Source organism: Rhizobium sp. BK312 (assembly GCF_014193605.1).
Lineage (GTDB): Bacteria > Pseudomonadota > Alphaproteobacteria > Rhizobiales > Rhizobiaceae > Rhizobium.
Genome location: NZ_JACHZP010000006.1, coordinates 452325 through 471536, shown reverse-complemented (window position 1 = coordinate 471536; position 19212 = coordinate 452325). Strand labels below are relative to the sequence as shown.

17 protein-coding genes and 1 tRNA gene are annotated in these 19212 nt (G+C 61.0%); 11 read left to right on the top strand and 7 right to left on the bottom strand.

Annotation, left to right across the window (positions count from 1 at the left end; all coding sequences use genetic code 11):
• Positions 1 to 88: 88 nt before the first annotated feature.
• Positions 89 to 1012 carry a peptidylprolyl isomerase gene (locus FHT85_RS19770; RefSeq protein WP_112336465.1) on the bottom strand — a complete coding sequence of 308 codons (924 nt, stop codon included), beginning with the start codon at positions 1010 to 1012 and terminating at the stop codon, positions 89 to 91.
• Positions 1013 to 1258: 246 nt separating this feature from the next.
• On the opposite strand from FHT85_RS19770, the gene secA reads away from it, so the two are divergent.
• Positions 1259 to 3979, top strand: coding sequence for a preprotein translocase subunit SecA (secA, locus tag FHT85_RS19765; RefSeq protein WP_112412690.1), 2721 nt, complete (start codon positions 1259 to 1261; stop codon positions 3977 to 3979).
• 129 nt (positions 3980 to 4108) lie between these two features.
• Here secA and FHT85_RS19760 read toward each other — a convergent pair whose 3' ends face one another.
• Positions 4109 to 4738 carry a glutathione S-transferase family protein gene (locus FHT85_RS19760; protein WP_112412689.1) on the bottom strand — a complete coding sequence of 210 codons (630 nt, stop codon included), beginning with the start codon at positions 4736 to 4738 and terminating at the stop codon, positions 4109 to 4111.
• A gap of 247 nt (positions 4739 to 4985) precedes the next feature.
• Here FHT85_RS19760 and FHT85_RS19755 point away from each other — a divergent pair, with 247 nt between their 5' ends.
• Positions 4986 to 6401, top strand: a complete 1416-nt coding sequence (locus FHT85_RS19755) for a polysaccharide biosynthesis C-terminal domain-containing protein (RefSeq protein ID WP_112412688.1) — start codon at positions 4986 to 4988, stop codon at positions 6399 to 6401.
• Between the two features lie 2 nt (positions 6402 to 6403).
• Positions 6404 to 7675, top strand: coding sequence for a GNAT family N-acetyltransferase (locus FHT85_RS19750; RefSeq protein WP_112412687.1), 1272 nt, complete (start codon positions 6404 to 6406; stop codon positions 7673 to 7675).
• On the opposite strand, the gene FHT85_RS19745 is transcribed toward FHT85_RS19750, so the two are convergent.
• Entirely contained in the window at positions 7662 to 9302 is a 1641-nt protein-coding gene (locus FHT85_RS19745) for an AMP-binding protein (RefSeq protein ID WP_112412686.1), read from the bottom strand. The two genes, FHT85_RS19750 and FHT85_RS19745, sit on opposite strands and share 14 nt — an antisense overlap.
• Before the next feature lie 255 nt (positions 9303 to 9557).
• Here FHT85_RS19745 and FHT85_RS19740 point away from each other — a divergent pair, with 255 nt between their 5' ends.
• Both FHT85_RS19740 and FHT85_RS19735 read left to right on the top strand, forming a co-directional pair.
• On the top strand, positions 9558 to 10538 hold the full coding sequence (locus FHT85_RS19740) for an aldo/keto reductase (RefSeq protein ID WP_112412685.1): 981 nt from the start codon (positions 9558 to 9560) through the stop codon (positions 10536 to 10538).
• A gap of 319 nt (positions 10539 to 10857) precedes the next feature.
• Entirely contained in the window at positions 10858 to 11652 is a 795-nt protein-coding gene (locus tag FHT85_RS19735; protein WP_112412684.1) for a class I SAM-dependent methyltransferase, read from the top strand.
• 7 nt (positions 11653 to 11659) lie between these two features.
• Here the strand turns inward: FHT85_RS19735 and FHT85_RS19730 are convergent, their stop codons facing one another.
• The gene (locus FHT85_RS19730) at positions 11660 to 12247 is read right to left on the bottom strand and encodes a TetR/AcrR family transcriptional regulator (RefSeq protein WP_112336457.1); all 588 of its coding nucleotides are present in this window, start codon (positions 12245 to 12247) and stop codon (positions 11660 to 11662) included.
• A 229-nt stretch (positions 12248 to 12476) separates the two neighbouring features.
• On the opposite strand from FHT85_RS19730, the gene FHT85_RS19725 reads away from it, so the two are divergent.
• From FHT85_RS19725 to FHT85_RS19705, 5 genes are all read left to right on the top strand, one after another.
• Positions 12477 to 13775 carry an MFS transporter gene (locus FHT85_RS19725; protein ID WP_112336456.1) on the top strand — a complete coding sequence of 433 codons (1299 nt, stop codon included), beginning with the start codon at positions 12477 to 12479 and terminating at the stop codon, positions 13773 to 13775.
• Between the two features lie 142 nt (positions 13776 to 13917).
• Positions 13918 to 14002, top strand: a tRNA-Leu gene (locus FHT85_RS19720).
• Positions 14003 to 14144: 142 nt separating this feature from the next.
• On the top strand, positions 14145 to 14501 hold the full coding sequence (locus FHT85_RS19715; RefSeq protein ID WP_210293748.1) for a DUF6693 family protein: 357 nt from the start codon (positions 14145 to 14147) through the stop codon (positions 14499 to 14501).
• 142 nt (positions 14502 to 14643) lie between these two features.
• Positions 14644 to 15237: a YqaA family protein gene (locus FHT85_RS19710; protein WP_112336455.1), complete on the top strand. Its 594-nt coding sequence runs from the start codon at positions 14644 to 14646 to the stop codon at positions 15235 to 15237.
• Between the two features lie 16 nt (positions 15238 to 15253).
• Positions 15254 to 15766 (top strand): disulfide bond formation protein B, encoded by a 513-nt coding sequence (locus FHT85_RS19705; protein WP_112336454.1) that lies wholly within the window; start codon positions 15254 to 15256, stop codon positions 15764 to 15766.
• A 252-nt stretch (positions 15767 to 16018) separates the two neighbouring features.
• On the opposite strand, the gene FHT85_RS19700 is transcribed toward FHT85_RS19705, so the two are convergent.
• Both FHT85_RS19700 and FHT85_RS19695 read right to left on the bottom strand, forming a co-directional pair.
• On the bottom strand, positions 16019 to 16576 hold the full coding sequence (locus FHT85_RS19700; protein ID WP_015341304.1) for an HNH endonuclease: 558 nt from the start codon (positions 16574 to 16576) through the stop codon (positions 16019 to 16021).
• Between the two features lie 111 nt (positions 16577 to 16687).
• On the bottom strand, positions 16688 to 17377 hold the full coding sequence (locus tag FHT85_RS19695) for a DNA-3-methyladenine glycosylase family protein (RefSeq protein WP_183774232.1): 690 nt from the start codon (positions 17375 to 17377) through the stop codon (positions 16688 to 16690).
• Between FHT85_RS19695 and gluQRS the strand changes: the two genes are divergently transcribed.
• Positions 17376 to 18257 carry a tRNA glutamyl-Q(34) synthetase GluQRS gene (gene gluQRS, locus FHT85_RS19690; protein WP_112412683.1) on the top strand — a complete coding sequence of 294 codons (882 nt, stop codon included), beginning with the start codon at positions 17376 to 17378 and terminating at the stop codon, positions 18255 to 18257. The genes FHT85_RS19695 and gluQRS overlap by 2 nt on opposite strands.
• On the opposite strand, the gene FHT85_RS19685 is transcribed toward gluQRS, so the two are convergent.
• Positions 18222 to 19184, bottom strand: coding sequence for a YihY/virulence factor BrkB family protein (locus tag FHT85_RS19685; protein ID WP_112412682.1), 963 nt, complete (start codon positions 19182 to 19184; stop codon positions 18222 to 18224). The two genes, gluQRS and FHT85_RS19685, sit on opposite strands and share 36 nt — an antisense overlap.
• Positions 19185 to 19212: the final 28 nt, after the last annotated feature.

The window sequence follows — 19212 nt, the reverse complement described above, 5'->3', positions numbered from 1 at the left end:
TTCAGATTTTGGGTCGTATCGACCTAAAATCATCCGGCTCCCTTGAAAGGCCCGGAAAACCGGGCCCTGATGGTTTAACTGCTTTGACTTACTGCTGCGGCTGAGCGTCAGGCGCTGCCGCACCATCGGCAGGCGCAACGGCGTCGTCGGCCGGTGCCGCGTCCTGCTGCTTCTGCGCATCATCATAGGCCTTGCTGAGAGCCGGGTCGTTGATGACGACCTTGGTATCCTGCTTGGCCTGGTTCAGGAGTTCAAGATACTTGTCGCGCATGACGAGCTGACGAACCTGGTCCTTGACCTGATCGAACGGCGGAGGAGGAGCGTTGCGCTTGTCCTCGACCTTGATGATGTGCCAGCCGAAATCGGTCTTGACCGGGGTCTTCGTATAGGTGCCGACCGGCAGCGCGAAAGCCGCGTCTTCGAATTCCTTGACCATACGGCCATGACCGAAATAACCGAGATCACCGCCGTCAGCCTTGTTCGGGTCGGTCGACTTTTCCTTGGCAAGTGTGGCAAAATCCTTGCCGGCATCAAGTTCCTTGATGATCGCCTTGGCTTCATCCTCGGTCTTCACGAGAATGTGGCGGGCATGAACTTCTTCCTGCTTCGGCAGGGCTGCGACTTCCTTGTCGTAGCGGGCCTTGACTTCGTCATCCTTGATGGCGTCGGCGACATGTGCCTTGAAGAAAGCATTGTGCAGCTCGCGGTCGCGCAGATAGGCCATATGAGCCTGGAAATCCGGCGTCTGGTCGAGCTTCTCGGCAGCGGCCTTCTGCGACAAAAGCTTCACATCGACCGAGGCCGAAAGTGCTGCGACCTTCTTCTGGTCATCCGGAAGCTGGCCGAGCTGCGGATCGAGATTGGCGATCGCGAGATTGAGTTCGGATTGATGGATTTCGACATCGCCGACCTTGGCGACAACGGGATCCTTAGCATCGGCCGCGAAGACCGGAGCCTGGAAGGTAACGATTGTCGCGAAAGCAACCGCAGCAAGCTTGTTATACTTCAACATAAAATAACCCTTCGGTGATCTCGACCGGCTCGACAGATGTGAATCCGGCGTGAAAAAGCCTTCAGCAGGAGAATGTGGCCTTTCTGTATCGGCCAAATCCCGTTGACATCAATCGACCCCCCTCTTATCTGTCACGCAACCTCGCGTCCAGAACAGTTTCCGGCCGTTTTGTGCTATACTCCCGTTTTTTTCGGGAAGGAATAAAGCAGGAAACGGCGGGATGAAATCTCAGAAAGGACCAGTCACATGGTCAGCCTAGGTGGAATTGCCCGCAAGTTGTTCGGCTCGTCCAACGACCGCCGGGTCAAATCGTTCCAGCCGCAAGTAGCCGCAATCAATGCGCTCGAACCGGAGATACGCGCGCTGTCCGATGAAGCTCTGGCCGCCAAGACGGTTGAGTTCCGCCAGCAGCTCGCGGACGGCAAGACGCTGGATGATATCCTCGTGCCAGCCTTCGCTGTCGCCCGCGAAGCTTCGCGCCGCGTTCTCGGCATGCGACCTTTCGACGTGCAGCTCATCGGCGGCATGATCCTTCATTCCAATGCGATCGCCGAAATGAAGACCGGCGAAGGTAAAACCCTGGTCGCAACCCTGCCGGTCTATCTGAACGCGCTGGCCGGCAAGGGCGTGCATGTCGTTACCGTCAACGATTACCTGGCGCAGCGCGACAGCGGCACCATGGGCCGCCTGTACAGCTTCCTCGGCCTGACGACCGGCGTCATCGTCCACGGCCTGTCCGATGAACAGCGCCATGACGCCTATGCCTGCGACATCACATACGCTACCAACAACGAGCTCGGTTTCGACTATCTGCGCGACAACATGAAGTATGAGCGCGCCCAGATGGTTCAGCGCGGCCATAGCTTCGCGATCGTCGACGAAGTGGACTCGATCCTCGTCGACGAAGCGCGCACGCCGCTGATCATCTCCGGTCCGCTCGACGACCGCTCTGATCTTTATGTCACCATCGACGCCTTCATTCCCCGCCTGGCGAAGGAAGACTACGAAATTGATGAAAAGCAGCGCTCGGCAAACTTCTCCGAAGAAGGCACCGAGAAGCTGGAAAACATGCTGCGGGAAGCCGGCTTGTTGAAGGGTGAATCGCTCTACGACGTCGAGAACGTCGCGATCGTCCACCACATCAACAATGCGCTCAAGGCGCACAAGCTGTTCCAGCGTGACAAGGACTATATCGTCCGCAACGGCGAAGTCGTCATCATCGACGAATTCACCGGCCGCATGATGCCGGGCCGCCGTTATTCGGACGGTCAACACCAGGCACTGGAAGCCAAGGAACATGTGCAGATCCAGCCGGAAAACCAGACGCTGGCGCAGATCACCTTCCAGAACTATTTCCGCATGTACGAAAAGCTCGCCGGCATGACCGGTACGGCTTCGACGGAAGCAGAGGAATTCGGCAACATCTACGGCCTTGACGTGATCGAGGTGCCGACCAACCTGCCGATCCAGCGTATCGATGAGGACGACGAGGTCTATCGTACGCATGCCGAAAAGTATAACGCCATCATCAACGAGATCCTCGACGCGCACAAGCGCGGCCAGCCCGTGCTGGTCGGCACGACGTCTATCGAGAAGTCCGAACTTCTCGCCGATCTCATGCGCAAGCGCGGCTTCAACAATTTCCAGGTTCTGAACGCCCGCTATCACGAGCAGGAAGCCTACATCGTCGCCCAGGCCGGCGTTCCCGGCGCGGTGACGATTGCCACCAACATGGCCGGCCGCGGCACCGACATCCAGCTCGGCGGCAATCTGGAAATGCGGGTCGAGCGCGACCTGCACGAGATGGAGCCAGGTCCGGAACGCGACGCGGCCATTGCCCGCATTGCCGAAGAGATCAAGGAGCTCAAGCAGAAATCAATCGCTGCCGGCGGCCTCTACGTCATCGCCTCGGAGCGCCATGAAAGCCGCCGTATCGACAACCAGCTGCGTGGCCGTTCCGGCCGCCAGGGCGATCCGGGCCGCTCGAAGTTCTACCTGTCGCTCCAGGACGACCTGATGCGCATCTTCGGCTCCGACCGCATGGACGGCATGCTACAGAAGCTCGGTCTCAAGGAAGGCGAAGCGATCGTCCACCCCTGGATCAACAAGGCGGTTGAACGCGCTCAGAAGAAGGTCGAGGCCCGCAACTTCGACATCCGCAAGAACGTTCTGAAGTACGACGACGTGCTGAACGATCAGCGCAAGGTCATCTTCGACCAGCGCGTCGAGCTGATGGAATCGAAGGACCTCTCCGAATTCGTCGGCGACATGCGCCACGACGTCATCGAGGATCTCGTCGCCAGACATATTCCGGAGCGCGCCTATGCCGAACAGTGGGATGCCGATGGCCTGAAGACGGCTGTTGCCAACTTCTTCGATCTCGATCTGCCTATTCATGACTGGGTCAAGGAAGAAGGCATCGCTGAAGACGATATCCGCGCCCGCCTGACGGAAGCGGCCGAAAAGGCTGCGGCCGAAAAGGCCGAACGCTTCGGCCCCGAGATCATGACCTATGTCGAGCGCTCCATCGTGCTGCAGACGCTGGACAATCTCTGGCGCGAGCACATCGTCAATCTCGATCATCTCCGCTCGGTCATCGGCTTCCGTGGCTATGCTCAGCGCGATCCGCTGCAGGAATACAAGGCCGAGGCTTTCGAACTGTTCCAGGCGCTGTTGAACAATCTGCGCCAGGCCGTGACCGCCCAGCTTTCGCGCGTTGAACTGGTGCAGCAGCCGGCCGAGCCGGAAACGCCGCCGATGCAGGCCCGTCATATCGACGCGACGACCGGCGAGGACGAATTCGCCCCGTTCGCGCTTGCAAGCGAAAGCTTCATATCTCCGGAAAATCGCGATCCACTGAACCCGGCAACGTGGGGCCGCGTCGGCCGTAACGAGGCCTGCCCCTGCGGCTCCGGCAAGAAGTACAAGCACTGCCACGGCGCCTTCGAAAGCAGCGAAGTGGTCTAAGCCTCGCAAACCGATAGCAACGAACAGAATGCCGCCTTTGGGCGGCATTTTTGTTTGCAACGATCGGAGATCACAGCAATTGTCGTCGATACGCGCAGCCGGCAAGCGTCACCAGCACGTCTACCGTGCTCAAATAGCGGAATGCGGATCCTCACTGTAGAGATGAACCGGGTAGCCTGGCCCGATGACGTCAAGCACGCGATCGAACCAGGCCGTAAGCGCCGGGTAATCGGCGAGATCGAAGCCGCAATCCGCCGCTTTATGGGCATAGGCGTAAACGGCTATGTCCGCGATCGAAAACTCGCCACCCACGAGAAATGGCGTATTCTTCAGCCCGCGCTCAAGCGCTGCAAGGGCACGAAGGCCGACCAAGCGCTTGGCCTCCGCCATAACGGCATTGAGCTCGAGCCGTCCCGTCAGCGTCCAGAAGCGCAGCGTGCCGATGACCGGTTCGACATGATACTGCTCGAAGAACAGCCATTGCATGACCTTGGCGTGCAAATAGCGATCCGCCGGAAGAAACCGCGTGCCTTCGGCCACATAGGTGAGGATAGCGTTCGATTCCGCTATCGTTCGCCCATCCTCCAATTCGAGAACGGGAATGCCGCCTGCCGGATTGAGATCGAGAAAGGCGCCCGTGCGCCCCTCACCCTCGAAGATGGACACCAGGCGAGTCTGGTAGGGAATATCGAGCAATCCGAACAGAACCCTGGCCTTCCAGCCATTCTGCGACGGCAAATAATCGTGAAGCGTGAGCATGAAATCCTCCTCCGATAGACCTGGATTCTACATACCGACCGCACCGTCGCCACCCGTTTCCTGTGCAGCGGCATGGCGCAGCAGCCCAAGGGCAACTTGCGTCTCATGGTTGCTTTCCGGCGTGATTGATAGGCAACCCTCCACTTCGGTAAAGCCACTTTTACGTGTCGCAAGAACCGATTCTTAACTCTCCTCTGCCAAGACTAACGCGAGTTTGGGATCATACTTAAAGTATTGCGTATCGATCATGGCGGTCTTTCAAACAGCGGAAAGAATGTTGCCGTCCGCTTTGCGGGCCGCCCTATCCCCGTATCTGCGCAAGATTAGCATCCTCCTTGCCGGTCAGGACGAGAAAGCTGCGTCGCAGCGCATGGCGCTGATCGCCTTCACGATCCGCGTTGCAGGCGCTGCGCTCGCCTTTCTCTCGCAGGTCATTCTTGCTCGCCTGATGGGCCGGTTCGAATACGGCATTTTCGTCTTCGTCTGGGTGTTGATGATCCTGTTCGGCAATCTTGCCTGCCTCGGCTTCCCGACAGCCATCATCCGCTTCCTGCCGCAGTATAATGCCAGCGCCAATTACGATGCCATTCGCGGTCTGAACATGACGGCACGCCTGTTCGTGGTTGCCCTCTCGGGCACGCTGGCGCTGATTGGAGCGCTCCTGCTTTTTGCCTTTCGCGGCATGATCGAGCACTATTACATCATGCCGGTTTTCCTCGGTCTGATTGCCGTGCCGATGATTGCGCTTGGAGACGTTCTGGACGGTACGGCCCGCGCCAAGCACTGGCCGGTCATGGCGCTCAGCCCGACCTTCCTCATCCGCCCGACGCTGATCCTGCTCTTCATGGTGGCCGCGATCCTCGCCGGCGCACCACGCGATGCCGTCACTGCTATGGCCGCAGCTCTCGCCGGCGCTTTCACCAGTGTCCTGCTGCAATATCTTGCGGTGACGCTCCGTCTGCGCCGCCATTATCCAAGCGGCCCGAAAGCCACTGAATTCCGCGCCTGGACAGCCGTCGCCCTGCCGATCTTCCTGGTCGAAGGCGTGGGCTACCTGCTCACCAATTCGGATGTCATCGTCGTCGGCATTTTCCTCGATCCGGATGAAGTCGCCGTCTATTTCGCAGCGGCAAAAACGATGGCCCTGGTGCTCTTCGTCTCCTTCGCCGTCAGGGCGGCCATCGGCCCGCGCTTTGCCGCCATTCTTGCCGAAGGCGACCGGAGCAAGCTTGCAGCCTTTGCCACGGAGGCGACACGCTGGTCCTTCTTTCCGGCACTTGCCCTCGGCCTCGTGGTGCTGGCGGCGGGGCAGCTCCTGCTTTCGCTGTTCGGCGCCGCCTTCACGGAGGGGCAGATTGTGATGGCGATCCTGCTTGCCGGCATTCTTGCGAGAGCGCTCGTCGGCCCTGCCGAAGTGCTCCTGACCATGGCGGACAAGCAGATGCTCTGCGTCTATCTCTATGCTGTAGCGCTCGTTGCCAATGTCGGGCTCAATGTCGCGCTCATCCCGCATTTCGGCATCGAAGGAGCGGCGATTGCCGGCGCCACTGCCATGGCAATCGAGGCCTTGCTCCTACACGTGGCCGTCCGCCGCGCGCTTGGCATCAAACTATTCGCCCTCCTCCGGCGCTCGTCGGCGTCATCGGCAACGAGGGTCTTCTGATCATGGCACGTCCCCCCTACACCGAAACCACCGACAGCCAAGTGAACGCCCTGACCCATACGCTCGCAGCGCTGCATTTCGAAACGCCGAAAGCGGAAGCCCGAGTCGAGGTCGGCCGCGCCGGCCGCGAACTCTGCCTCTATCCCGGCAAGCTCGGCTACGAGCTGCAGGATGAGCTGGACTTCCTCTCCAATCGCGCCATGGAGCCGAACGTCTTCTTCTCCGGCCGCTTCCTGGCGCCCGCCATGCCGCGCCTTGAGGATCGGCAGGTGCGTCTGGCGCTGATGCGCGATATCAACAGCACGCGCAGTCGCATGCGTCTGCTGATGCCCTTCACGGTCGACAAGCCGGGCTTCGCCATCGGCCCGTCGATCATCCGCGTCTGGTCGAACTCCTTCGGCCCGCTCGGCACGCCCCTGCTAGACGCCGAGGATGCCGGCGAAACGCTCGACAACCTCTTCGAGGCACTTTCCCGGCCGGAGCTGCATCTCCCGACCACGCTCGTATTGCCGGATGTCCGGCTCAACGGCCGTTTCGTCCAGATGGCCAAGGTCATTGCGATCGGCCGAAATCTGCCGATCGCCATCGCCAACCCCTTCCAGCGCCCGATGCTCCAGAGCAACGATGACGCGCTTACCTATCTCAGGCGGACGATTTCCAACGCACATTTGCGCGAAATGCGCCGCCAATGGCGACTTTTGGAAAACAACGGCGAGGTCAGCTACAACGTCGCCCGTCAGCCCCGCGATATTCACGGGCGCATGGAAGAATTCCTGGCGCTGGAGGCAAGTGGCTGGAAGGGCAAGAAGCGCTCGGCGCTCGTCACCGATCGCCATCATGCCGCCTTTGCCCGCGAAGCCATTTCCAACCTTGCCGCCATCGACGCGGTGCGCATTCACTCAATCGATCTTAACGGCAAGGCCGTCGCCTCGATGATCGTGCTGATCATGGGCGGCGAGGCCTATACGTGGAAGACGGCCTTTGACGAAGCCTATGCCCGCTATTCGCCGGGCAAGCTCTTGATGGGCGAACTGACGGAATGGCATCTCGACGACGCCAACGTCGTCCGCTCCGATTCCTGCGCCGTGCCCGATCATCCGATCATGAGCCGCTTCTGGCACGAGCGCGAGGACATGGGCACGCTCATCATCGGCCTGACCCCGAACGGCGACCGCGACGTGCGTCAGGTGACCACGCAGCTGCACATGTATCGCAGCACCCGCAACATGGCGAAGCTGCTGCGCGAAAAGATCCTGTCGCTTACGAAGCGCTAACTTCGGCGGTTGCGCGTTCGCGCAAGAGGCGGCGGATCACCTTGCCGGAGGTCGTCAGTGGCAGAGCGTCGACGAATTCGATCTCGCGCGGGTATTCGTGCATGGAAAGCCGGGTCTTCACCCATTCGCGAATTTCGGCCGCCAACGCCTCGCTCGGCTTGCGACCGGGCACAAGGACGACATAAGCCTTGACGATCTCAGTCCGCACCGGATCCGGCTTGCCGACAGCCGCGGCAAGCTGCACGGCCGGATGGCCGCCGAGGCAATCCTCGATCTCGCTCGGCCCGATGCGATAGCCCGACGAGGTGATGACATCGTCGTCGCGGCCGACGAAGGAAATATACCCGTCCACATCCTGCCGGCCGATATCGCCGGTCAGCAGCCAGTCATTGGCGAATTTCGCCTCCGTCGCCGCCTCGTTCCGCCAATAGCCGAGAAACATCACCGGATCGGGCCGCTTGATGGCAATTTGCCCGCTCTCGCCTACGGGAACCTCGATACCCTCGGCATCGACGATCGCGACGCGATGGCCAGGAACAGGCTTGCCGGTTGCGCCTGCACGGCTGACACCAAAGGCTTCACTGGAGGAGAGCACGAAATTGCATTCCGTCTGGCCGAAGAACTCGTTGACGCTGACACCGAGCGCCGACCGCGCCCATTCGAAGGTCTCGCGGCCAAGCGCCTCGCCGGCCGAACCAATGGTGCGAAGCTTGAGATCATAATGCGCCCGCGGATTGTCCACGGCCTTCAAAAGCCGCAGCGCCGTCGGTGGGATGAAGGCATTGCGCACCTCCATCTCGGCCATGATGCGGAAGGCCATATGCGGATCGAATTTCTGCGCCGGCGAGGAAACGACGGGAACGCCAAGCATCAGGCTCGGCAACAGAGCATTCAGGAGACCGCCGGCCCAGGCCCAGTCCGACGGCGTCCAGAGCCGGTCGTCGGCCTTGGGAAAGCTTTCATGGGCGAATTGCATGCCCGGAATATGTCCGGGCAACACGCGATGGCCATGCAGCGCACCCTTGGGCGGCCCGGTCGTGCCCGAGGTGAAGATCATCAGAGCGGGATCGTCCGGGCCGGTATCGGCGACCTCGAACAGCGGCGGATGCGCCGCCACCAGCTCGGCAAAACCGGAAACGCCCTCTTCAGCACCATCGATGCTGATCACCTGCGCCAGTTCCGGCAATCGCTGCCGGATCGGACGCAGCCGCTCGAGGCCGAACCGGTTGGTGACGATGGCCGATGTACCGGCTGCCTTCAGCCGGTATTCCAGCGCCTCGGCGCCGAACAGCAAAGCCAGCGGCAGGGCGATCGCGCCCATCTTGTAGATCGCGACATGCGCCACGACGGTCTCAAAACTCTGCGGCAGCAGCAGCGCCACCCGATCTCCCGCCTGCACCCCGAGCGCGACAAGCGCATTGGCGAAAGAGGCGGAACGATCCCGCAACTCGCCGTAGCTCATGGAAAAGTGATTGCCGTCCGGATTGAAATGCTGGAGGCAGATCCGATCGGGTTCGCGCTCGGCCCAGGCATCGCAAACAGCATATCCTATATTGAATTTCGCCGGAATCTCCCAACGAAAGTCGCGATGGAGGGCTTCATAAGTATCACACGGGGGCAGTTTCATGCGCAGTTCCAGAAAATGGTGCGGTGCAGCTAACACCTGTCGCCCCTGGCGTTCAAGGAAACATTTAAAATTGCCGTCTTCCCCCGGGCGCGAATCGCCTTATTTATTGAGGAATACTTCGAAGCTCTTCACGAATTCATGCGTCGACCGACGGCGACTTTGGGCGCCGATTTGCTTTTCGCGACGCACCCATCCCATCGCCCTTCCGACGATGGGCCTCCTTGTAGCGAATGATCGAATGGACGGAGAATAGCGATGGAATACGTAAAGCTCGGCAGGACCGGTCTTGAAGTCTCACGCATATGCCTGGGTTGCATGACCTATGGCGACCCCAACAAAGGCACGCATGCCTGGTCGCTGAAGGAGGAGGAGAGCCGTCCTCTGCTGCGCCAGGCGATCGAGGCCGGCATCAACTTCCTCGACACCGCCAATACCTATTCCAACGGCTCCTCCGAAGAGATCGTCGGTCGTGCCATCAAGGATTTCGCCAAGCGCGACGACATCGTGCTTGCGACCAAGGTCTTCAACCGCATGCGCCCCGGCCCGAACGGCGCCGGCCTGTCGCGCAAGGCGATCTTCGACGAGATCGACAACAGCTTGCGCCGCCTCGGCACCGACTATGTCGATCTCTACCAGATCCATCGCTGGGACTATACGACACCGATCGAGGAGACGCTGGAAGCGCTGCACGATGTCGTCAAGGCCGGCAAGGCACGCTACATCGGCGCCTCCTCCATGTATGCCTGGCAATTCGCCAAGGCGATTTATACCTCCCGCCTCAACGGCTGGACGGAGTTCGTCAGCATGCAGGATCACCTGAACCTGCTCTACCGCGAGGAAGAGCGCGAGATGCTGCCCTTCTGCGAGGACCAGAAGATCGCCGTCATCCCCTGGAGCCCGCTCGCCCGCGGCCGGCTTACCCGCGATTGGGACGAGGCGACGGCCCGCACCGAGTCCGACGAATTCGGCAAGACGCTCTATACCCAAGCGCTCGAAGCCGACCGCAAGATCGTCGATGCCGTCGGCACGATCGCCAAGGCGCGCGGCATCCCGCGCGCGCAGGTCGCAACCGCCTGGATCCTGCAGAAGAGCGCTGTCACCGCCCCGATCATCGGCGCTTCCAAGCCCGGCCACATCACCGATGCCGTCGCCTCGCTGGAGGTCAAATTGACACCTGAGGAAATCGCGGCGCTGGAGAGCCCTTATGTCCCGCATGGGGTTGCTGGATTTAAGTGATCGGGGATTTTTTGGGGGGCCGCCGGCCTAGATTGATGAAGCCACATTGCCTGCTTGGCCCCTCACCCCAACCCTCTCCCCGTTTTGACGGGGAGAGGGGGTTTTCCTGCCAAACCCACGTCCCGTCTGCACGGTAAACGCGAGTTGATTTGCTCGATCGTCCCCTCTCCCCGCGAGCGGGGAGAGGGCTAGGGTGAGGGGCAGTTCCAAGCTCTGAAGCCGATTGACCACGCGGAAAATCGCGCAAAAGTGACTTCACGAACAGGTCACAGTTGAGGCTTAACAGGTCACGGTTCCTTACCCCCGAGGATGATACCGAATGATCACAGTTCCCTTCGAGGCGCGGCGCTTTCAGTCGACCGCGGCCTATTACCTGCGCTATCGCATCCCCTATCCGGACAAATTGATCACCCGCGTTGCCGAGCGCAGCGGCCTCAAGCCCGGCGACCATGTGCTCGATCTCGGCTGCGGCCCCGGCCAGCTCGGTATCGCTTTCGCGCGGCTGCAGGGTGCGGCCGTGACCGCCATGGACCCGGAACCGGAAATGCTCGCGGAAGCCGCGCTCGGCGCAAAGCAGGCCGGCGTCGATATCAACATCCGGCAGGGCTCTTCCTATGATCTCGGCCCCGATGTCGGCAGGCTGCACCTCTGCGTCATGGGCCGTTCGTTCCACTGGATGGACAGGCCGGCAACGCTTCAAGCGCTCGATAAGCTGATCGAGCCCGGCGGCGGCGTTGTCCTCTTCCACGATAAAGGCATCCTGGCGGAGCCGAACTGGCGCGGCATCCTAGAACCACTGATGGAAACCTATTCGCCCGAGCGCAGCGCGGAGCGGCAGATGCGCCGGAGCAAGGAATGGGCGCCGCATGAAGCCATGCTGCTCGCCTCCCCCTTCCGCAATCTCGAACGGATCGGCATCGTCTCGGAATATACGAGGGATATCGAAGAGATCGTCGGCCGCATCTTCTCGATGTCGTCAACCTCGCCGCAGGCGCTGGGCGACAAGGCAGCCGATTTCGAAGCCGCACTGCGCGCCGAGCTGCTGGCGGTCGCGCCCGACGGCAAATTCAGGGAGGTCGTCGAGGCGAACGGGCTGCTCGCCTTCCGCGATTAGACGAAGGTCAGCCGTTGCTTTCATCCGGCAGCGGCGAAAGCTCCTGCCGGGTCGCCGACAGGAATTCCTGCGACAGCTCTGCGCTATCCATTGCGCGCGCCAGAATAACGGCGCCGACCATGGCCGAAAGGCTGGCAAATGCCTTGCGCCGGCGCTCCTCCGGCGTTTCACCCGGAACGATCTCTTCCAGCACCTCGACCAGTCCCATCAAGCCGCCTGTGAAGGTGGACTGCATCTCAGGACCGTGGCGGCTGACCTCCTGCGTCAGCGCCGCGAAGACGCAGCCGGTCGCATGCTCCACGACGTTGCGATGCGAGAGATAATGGGCAAGCAGCGCTTCCAGCGGCTGTTCGGGCGAGCTTGCCGCCACTTGCTTCCAACGCTCCAGCGAGCGCGCCACCAGCGCTTTGCTCGCCTCGCTGGCAAGCTCGTCCTTGGAATCGAAATGGCCGTAGAAGCCGCCATGCGTCAGCCCGGCCGCCTTCATGATCTCGGCGACGCCGATGCCGTCGAAGCCCTTCTCACGGAAGAGCTCGCCCGCTACGGCAAGGATCTTCTCGCGGTTCTCGGCGAATTTCTCCCGGCTCACTCTCATCAAAAAACTCCATCAGAGCATCAATAAATCTGTATTGACAATTTATATGATGGCCATCATCAATACGCAACAAATATGATAGCAATCATGTAAATGCCTTTGCACAAACGTTCAAGCCGGGAGAACGGCAGGGCGCTAGACGTGGTACGGTACCCCGACTGTCCGCGATCCAGCGTTTTCGCAAGTCCGGTCTGACGGCACGATACCCAACCTGATTGGAACGCAGCTCATGGTTTCCACTACCCTTGCCTCGACGCTCGCCCGGCGCAACATCCATTACGGATGGGTCGTCGTCGCCGCCACCTTTCTGACGATGCTGGTCACGGCCGGCGCCATGGGTGCGCCCGGCGTACTCATCAAGCCGCTGGAGGACGAATTCGGCTGGAGCACCTCCTCCATCTCGTCCGCGCTTGCCGTCCGCCTCGTGCTGTTCGGCCTCATGGGTCCCTTTGCCGCCGCCTTCATGAACCATTTCGGCGTGCGCAAGGTCATCGTCTTTGCACTGGCGACCATCGCCGTCGGCTTCATCGGCTCGCTCTATATGACGCAGGTCTGGCAGCTGCTGCTATGCTGGGGCATCATTATCGGCTTCGGCACCGGCCTCACCGCCATGGTGCTGGCGGCGACCGTCTCGACACGCTGGTTCACCAAGCATCGCGGCCTCGTCATCGGTATGCTCTCGGCAAGCTCGGCGACGGGACAGCTCGTCTTCCTGCCGCTGATGGCGGAGCTGACGACGCGCTATGGCTGGCGCACGACGGTGCTCTTCGTCTGCGGCATGATTGCCGTCGCCGCCCTCATCGTGCTGCTCCTGATGCGCGACCGTCCCTCGGACGTCAATCTGCCGCTGGTCGGTGAGGTCCACATTACGCCCCCGCCGGCGGCCACCAGGAACCTGAAGGCCGCACTCGCCTCGCCGATTGCCATTCTGCGGGAGGTTTCCACCACCTCGACCTTCTGGATCCTCTTTGCCACCTTCTTCATCTGCGGCCTGTCGACCAACGGCCTGATCCAGACGCATTTCGTCACGCTCTGCGGCGATTTCGGCATCGTGCCTGTCGCGGCCGCCAGCGTGCTTGCCGTCATGGGCATCTTCGATTTCTTCGGCACGATCGGCTCCGGCTGGCTCTCCGACCGCTTCGACAATCGCTGGCTGCTCTTCTGGTATTACGGCCTGCGCGGCCTGTCGCTGGTCTACCTGCCCTTCAGCGATTTCACCTTCTACGGCCTGTCGATCTTCGCCGTCTTCTATGGCCTCGATTGGATCGCCACCGTGCCGCCGACCGTGAAGATCGCCGCCGACCGTTTTGGTCGCGAAAAGGCCGGCCTCGTCTTCGGCTGGGTCTTCGCCGGCCACCAGCTGGGAGCCGCCACCGCCGCCTATGGCGCCGGCCTCACCCGCACGGAGCTCAACACCTACCTCCCCGCCTTCTTCGTCGCCGGCGCCTTCTGCCTGCTCGCTGCGATCCTGGCGATCACCCTGCAAAAGTCCGGCTCCGCCAGCAAAGGTCCGGCCATGGCGCACTGAGCCTCAAACGGCAAAAGCCCATGGCGCCCACCCACGCCATGGGCCAAACCGCAACCCTGCGGAAACACTCGCAATATCTGCCAACCCGGCTTGCGCGCCCCGCCGCTCACATGCTAGACAGCCGCCTCGTCAGTACCCCGTTGCCCCATTGGCGGAATTGGTAGACGCGCTCGACTCAAAATCGAGTTTCGAAAGAAGTGCTGGTTCGACTCCGGCATGGGGCACCACAAAATCTCATAACCATTGTTTTACATTAATCAATATTTTCTCTTGATTGCTACTTTTGCGCGATCATTAATGATGATACATCCTGCTCGAATTGTTCTTCCAGCAAAATATTTGTCACCATGAAATTTAAAAGGCGAAAAATTGTCTGAGATTGCCACCACTTCCACCCGCATCAGTCGCCTCAAATGCTCATTCAGCGTGGCTGAATCGATCGGCAGCGTGATTCTCTGGATCATACTGACGATCGTGACGCTCGGCCTCGCACTGATCGTCTTCCCCTATTATCTCAACCGCGCCGTATTGAACAAAACCGAGCTGCTGGATGGTTCCGGCCGCCCCGTCGGTCGCCTCAATTGCACCTTCAATATCGGTCACTCGATAGGACATGTAGTTCTCTGGGTCCTTCTGATTATCGTGACCCTTGGCCTTGCCAGCTTCCTCTATGCTTATCGTGTGATCCGCGTCGTCCTGAACGAAACGCGAGTTGAATATTACTGAGAAGGTCTGGTGACGGTTTCGACATCGCTACCTCACCCCATCACGAAAAATTTTGCCTTTCTGCCACTTCCGCCAGCCCCCGACCATTTACAGCCATAATCCTGCCCCCTAAAGGTTTGCAACGCAGCAAGAAGGGGGCCCCATGCTTCGTAGACTTTACGACTGGACCATGTCGCTCGCCGGCCGCAAATCGGCGGAAATCTGGTTGGCCGTTATCGCCTTCGTCGAGAGCTCCATCTTTCTCGTTCCGGCTGATGTGCTGTTCCTGCCGATGTCGCTCGCCAAGCCCGAGCGTGCCTGGCGCTATGCGCTGACGGCGACGGTTGCCTCCGTGCTTGGCGGCATTGCCGGTTGGGCGCTCGGCTATTATGCCTTCGAGACCATCGCCAAGCCGATCCTCGAATTCTACGGCAAGCTCGACGCCTTCAACCAGATGAGCGCCGGCATCACCTATGAATGGGTTCTCTTGCTGCTGGTCACATCGGGTCTGGCACATCTGCCGCCGATCAAGGTGGTGACGATCCTCTCCGGCGTCGCCCATATCAATCTCGGCCTGTTCATCGTCTCGGCCATCGTCGCGCGCGGCGCGCGCTTCTTCCTCCTGGCCTTCCTTTTGCGCCGCTATGGCGAATCGATCCGCCATTTCATCGAGAAGCGCCTCGGCCAGATCACCATGATCGCCGCCGCCGTTCTCATTGCCCTTTACGCCGTCTTCCATTTTGCCCTGGCGAGCTGACCAAGGAGCCCCCAGCATGTCCACGACTTCGCCTTCCTCCCGCGCCGGCCTCGGCTATGGCGCCCTGCTGACAATCGGCATGATCGTCGTCATCGGCTCGGCACTCGGCTTTCAGTATATCGGCGGTTATATCCCCTGCGCGCTCTGCCTGGAGCAGCGCCAGCCCTATTACTACGGCATCCCCGTCGCCATCATCGCCGTGCTGACGGCAATTGCCGGCCTGCCCTCCTGGATCACCCGCGGTCTTCTCATCATCGCCGGCCTGATGATGCTTGTCGGCGGCGGCATCGGCGTCTATCACGCCGGCGTCGAATGGCATTTCTGGGAAGGCCCGACCACCTGCTCAACCTCGGCTGCCAGCGTCACGCAGAATGCCGGCGATCTCCTCGGCCAGCTGAACACCATCAAGGGGCCGTCCTGCACGGAAGCAGCACTGCGCATCCTCGGCCTGTCGATGGCCGGCTGGAACGTGATCGCCAGCGTGATCTTGGCTACTATTGCTTTTGCGGGTGCGAAGAAGGCGGGTTGATTGAACTGAAGCCGTCAGGTGAGCGATCAATTGTCGTCGCTGCGTGCCTGGCCCCTCACCCCAACCCTCTCCCCGCCATGCGGGGAGAGGGAGCTCTACAATGCCCAACGCCGCTTCTTTTCATGTGGTGAGGCCGATTATCCTACACTGTCGTCCCCTCTCCCCGCTTGCGGGGAGAGGGCTAGGGTAAGGGGCCGTGCACATAAGTGCGGCAAAGCGAAACTCACTCGACCTTCGCAGGCAACGTGACCCTTACGGCTGCAGTTCCGAATCCCAGTAGAGATAGTCGAGCCAGCTGTCATGCAGATAGTTCGGCGGGAACAGGCGGCCGTTATTGTGCAGGTCCTGCACGGTCGGCTGGTATGGTTTCTGCGCCGGGAACATGCCAGCCTGCTTCGGCAGCTTGCTGCCCTTGCGTAGATTGCACGGCGAACAGGCAGCCACCACGTTCTCCCAGGTCGTCTCGCCACCATGGGCGCGCGGGATAACGTGGTCGAAGGTCAGGTCGTCATGAGAGCCGCAATACTGGCATTCGAACTTGTCGCGCAGGAAGACGTTGAAGCGGGTGAAGGCGGGATTGCGGGACGGCTGCACATATGTCTTCAGGCACACGACACTCGGCAGCCGCATCGAGAAGCTCGGTGACGACACGCATTGATCGTATTCTGCGATGATGTTCACACGGTCAAGGAAAACCGCCTTGATCGCGTCCTGCCAGGACCAGAGCGACAAGGGATAGTAACTCAGCGGTCTGTAGTCAGCGTTCAGCACGAGCGCCGGCAAGGACTGCGGGGAAACTGCAATCGTCAAGGAACCCTCCTGATCGATTCGGCATCTGCACCTGTATATTAGGCCGGTTGTTACAGGATTGTGAAGTCCAATAAATTCAGCGCATAAAGGCAATTTCAGGGAGACGGCCGATTAAACTATAGGCAGCGCATCCCGGCGTGTTTTCACGGCATAATAGGCCCAGAAAAGCCGGGCCGCGACCGAGCGCCAGGGCGCCCAAACCGCGGCTTCCAGGGCAACGGCCTTGGCCAAGGGCCTGACTTCATGGCCGAAAGCCATGCCGACGGCCGCCTGCAGCGCGACATCGCCCGCCGGGAACACATCTGCGTGACCGCCGCAAAACATCAGATAGACTTCCGCCGTCCAGGGGCCGATTCCCTTGATCGACGTCAGCTCGGCAAGCGCCTTTTCAGGTGATTCGGCGCTGAGCGCATGGAGATCGAGGCTGCCGCCGGCAACGGCCTCCGCCACGCGCGCCAATGTGTCGTGCTTGATTCGCGACAGGCCGAAGCTCCGCCATGCCTCCGGCTCCAGCCCGGCATAGCCCTCAGCGGTCACCTGTCCCATCCCCGCTATCATCTTCCCCCAGATCGCATCGGCGCTGGCGCGCGAGACGACCTGCGAGACGATGATATGGGCAAGCCCCTCGAAGCCCGGTTCGCGCAGGCGCAGCGGCAAGGCGCCCGCCTCTGCGGCAACGGGCCGCAGGCGCGGATCGAGTTCCAGCAGGGCAGCAAGCCCCCGTTCGATATCGCGCTCATCGCGAATGATCTGCATGACGTCTCGTAGTCCCCGGTTAAAATTCGTGGCAGAAGAAAGCATGATCGAGATTCCCCGTCAAAAGCCGAAATTCCGTTTTGCCCCGAGCCCCAACGGCCCGCTGCATCTCGGCCATGCGCTGTCGGCCATCCTCAATCACGACATGGCGGCGGAAGCCGGCGGCGATTTCCTGCTGCGCATCGAAGACATAGATCAGGCACGCTGCACACCCGATTTCGAAGAGGGCATCTATAGAGATCTTTCCTGGCTCGGCCTCAGCTGGCAGCAGCCGGTGCGTCGGCAGTCCGAGCACTTTCCGGTCTATCAGCAGGCCCTGCAGACGCTTATCGAACGCGGCCTCGTCTATCCCGCCTTCCTGACCCGCGGCGAGGTCAAATCGTGCGTCGCCGCTTTCGAGGCGGATGGCAAATCCTGGCCACGCGACCCGGACGGCACGCCGCTCTATCCGCCCGACGATCGCGAGCGCGGCGATGCCGAGCGGCAGCGCCTGCTGGCATCGGGCATGAAACATGCCTGGCGTCTCGACATGGAGAGGGCATTAGCGGCTGCGGACCAACCATTGCACTGGCAGGAGAGCGGCGATGGCGAGACGGGCACAATCCCCGCCGATCCCGCCGCCTGGGGCGATGTCGTGCTGTCACGTTCCGATGCGCCCTCGAGCTACCATCTTTCCGTTGTGGTCGACGATGCCGTGCAGGGCATCACCCATGTGGTGCGTGGGCTCGACCTCTTCCATGCTACGTCGATCCACCGCCTGCTGCAGACGCTGCTCGGCCTGCCGGAGCCGCTCTATCATCATCACCGCCTCGTCCTCGGAGAGGACGGCAAAAAACTCTCCAAGAGCATGGGCGATACCGGCATTGCCGAATGGCGCCGGCGAGGCCTCTCACCGGCGGAGCTTCGCCGCCGCATCGGCCTCTGATTTTGCTCCTGGTTCGGCCCGTGGTTCAGAGGGCATCCTTTCCGAAGCTACCTCGGCGGCCGCGCGGCTCGCCACCTTGCCGAACAGCAGCCGCCGCACGCGGAATTTCATCAGCGCCGCATTGACCTCCGCCCCCATGATGAAGATCACGGCGAGCATATAGAGAAAAATCAGCACGATCATCACAGACGCCAGACCGGCATAAGTGGCGGTATAGTTGGCGAAGGTCGAGAGATAATAAGCAAAGAGCACTGCGCCGATCGACCAGAAGACCAGCGTCAGGATCACGCCGGGAATCACGTCGAACACCCGCCTGCGCCCGGCCGCCAGCCACAGATGCAGGATCATCAGGCCCGCCAGCAGCAGAAAGATCGTGCCGTAGATCCGCCAGCTGAAGACGATGTCGAGGATATCGGCGAGCTTGGGCAGCCACTGCCTGGTGTAATTCAGCGCGAGCGGCACGGCGACAAGCAGGATGCTGAGGATGGCGAAGATCAGCACCGCGATCAGCACATAGCCGAGGCTGGCGAGACGGTTGAAATACCACGGCCGTGTCTCAGGCACGCGATAGGCGCGGTTCAGCGATATGCGCAGCGCCTCAACGCCGTTCGACGCGAAATAGGCCGCCGCAAGCACGGAAATCGTCAAAAGCCCGCCGCGCGGAATGGTCAGCACCTGCACGACCTGGTCGGCGAGCGGCTTGGCGATCGCCTCCGGCCAGGTATCGAAAATCAGGTGTACAGCGGTCGATGAAAACTGGCTGGCGCCGAGAAAGCTTGCCAGCGCCGTGCCGAAGATCAGGAAGGGAAAAACCGCCAGCAGCGTCGAAAGCGCCACATGGCTTGCCATGGCGAACCCGTCATCCTCGACGAAATGGAACACTGCGTCGTAGATCACCTTGTAAATCGTCCGCAGGGCTGTCGGCATTTCATCTCCGCTCGGTGTCGGCATTCAT

Excerpts from the sequence above, each read along its gene's own strand:
- FHT85_RS19770 (WP_112336465.1), bottom strand. The coding sequence starts at position 1,012 with ATGTTGAAGTATAACAAGCTTGCTGCGGTTGCTTTCGCGACAATCGTT.
- secA (WP_112412690.1), top strand. The coding sequence starts at position 1,259 with ATGGTCAGCCTAGGTGGAATTGCCCGCAAGTTGTTCGGCTCGTCCAAC.
- FHT85_RS19760 (WP_112412689.1), bottom strand. The coding sequence starts at position 4,738 with ATGCTCACGCTTCACGATTATTTGCCGTCGCAGAATGGCTGGAAGGCC.
- FHT85_RS19755 (WP_112412688.1), top strand. The coding sequence starts at position 4,986 with ATGGCGGTCTTTCAAACAGCGGAAAGAATGTTGCCGTCCGCTTTGCGG.
- FHT85_RS19750 (WP_112412687.1), top strand. The coding sequence starts at position 6,404 with ATGGCACGTCCCCCCTACACCGAAACCACCGACAGCCAAGTGAACGCC.
- FHT85_RS19745 (WP_112412686.1), bottom strand. The coding sequence starts at position 9,302 with ATGAAACTGCCCCCGTGTGATACTTATGAAGCCCTCCATCGCGACTTT.
- FHT85_RS19740 (WP_112412685.1), top strand. The coding sequence starts at position 9,558 with ATGGAATACGTAAAGCTCGGCAGGACCGGTCTTGAAGTCTCACGCATA.
- FHT85_RS19735 (WP_112412684.1), top strand. The coding sequence starts at position 10,858 with ATGATCACAGTTCCCTTCGAGGCGCGGCGCTTTCAGTCGACCGCGGCC.
- FHT85_RS19730 (WP_112336457.1), bottom strand. The coding sequence starts at position 12,247 with ATGAGAGTGAGCCGGGAGAAATTCGCCGAGAACCGCGAGAAGATCCTT.
- FHT85_RS19725 (WP_112336456.1), top strand. The coding sequence starts at position 12,477 with ATGGTTTCCACTACCCTTGCCTCGACGCTCGCCCGGCGCAACATCCAT.
- FHT85_RS19710 (WP_112336455.1), top strand. The coding sequence starts at position 14,644 with ATGCTTCGTAGACTTTACGACTGGACCATGTCGCTCGCCGGCCGCAAA.
- FHT85_RS19705 (WP_112336454.1), top strand. The coding sequence starts at position 15,254 with ATGTCCACGACTTCGCCTTCCTCCCGCGCCGGCCTCGGCTATGGCGCC.
- gluQRS (WP_112412683.1), top strand. The coding sequence starts at position 17,376 with ATGATCGAGATTCCCCGTCAAAAGCCGAAATTCCGTTTTGCCCCGAGC.
- FHT85_RS19695 (WP_183774232.1), bottom strand. The coding sequence starts at position 17,377 with ATGCTTTCTTCTGCCACGAATTTTAACCGGGGACTACGAGACGTCATG.
- FHT85_RS19685 (WP_112412682.1), bottom strand. The coding sequence starts at position 19,184 with ATGCCGACAGCCCTGCGGACGATTTACAAGGTGATCTACGACGCAGTG.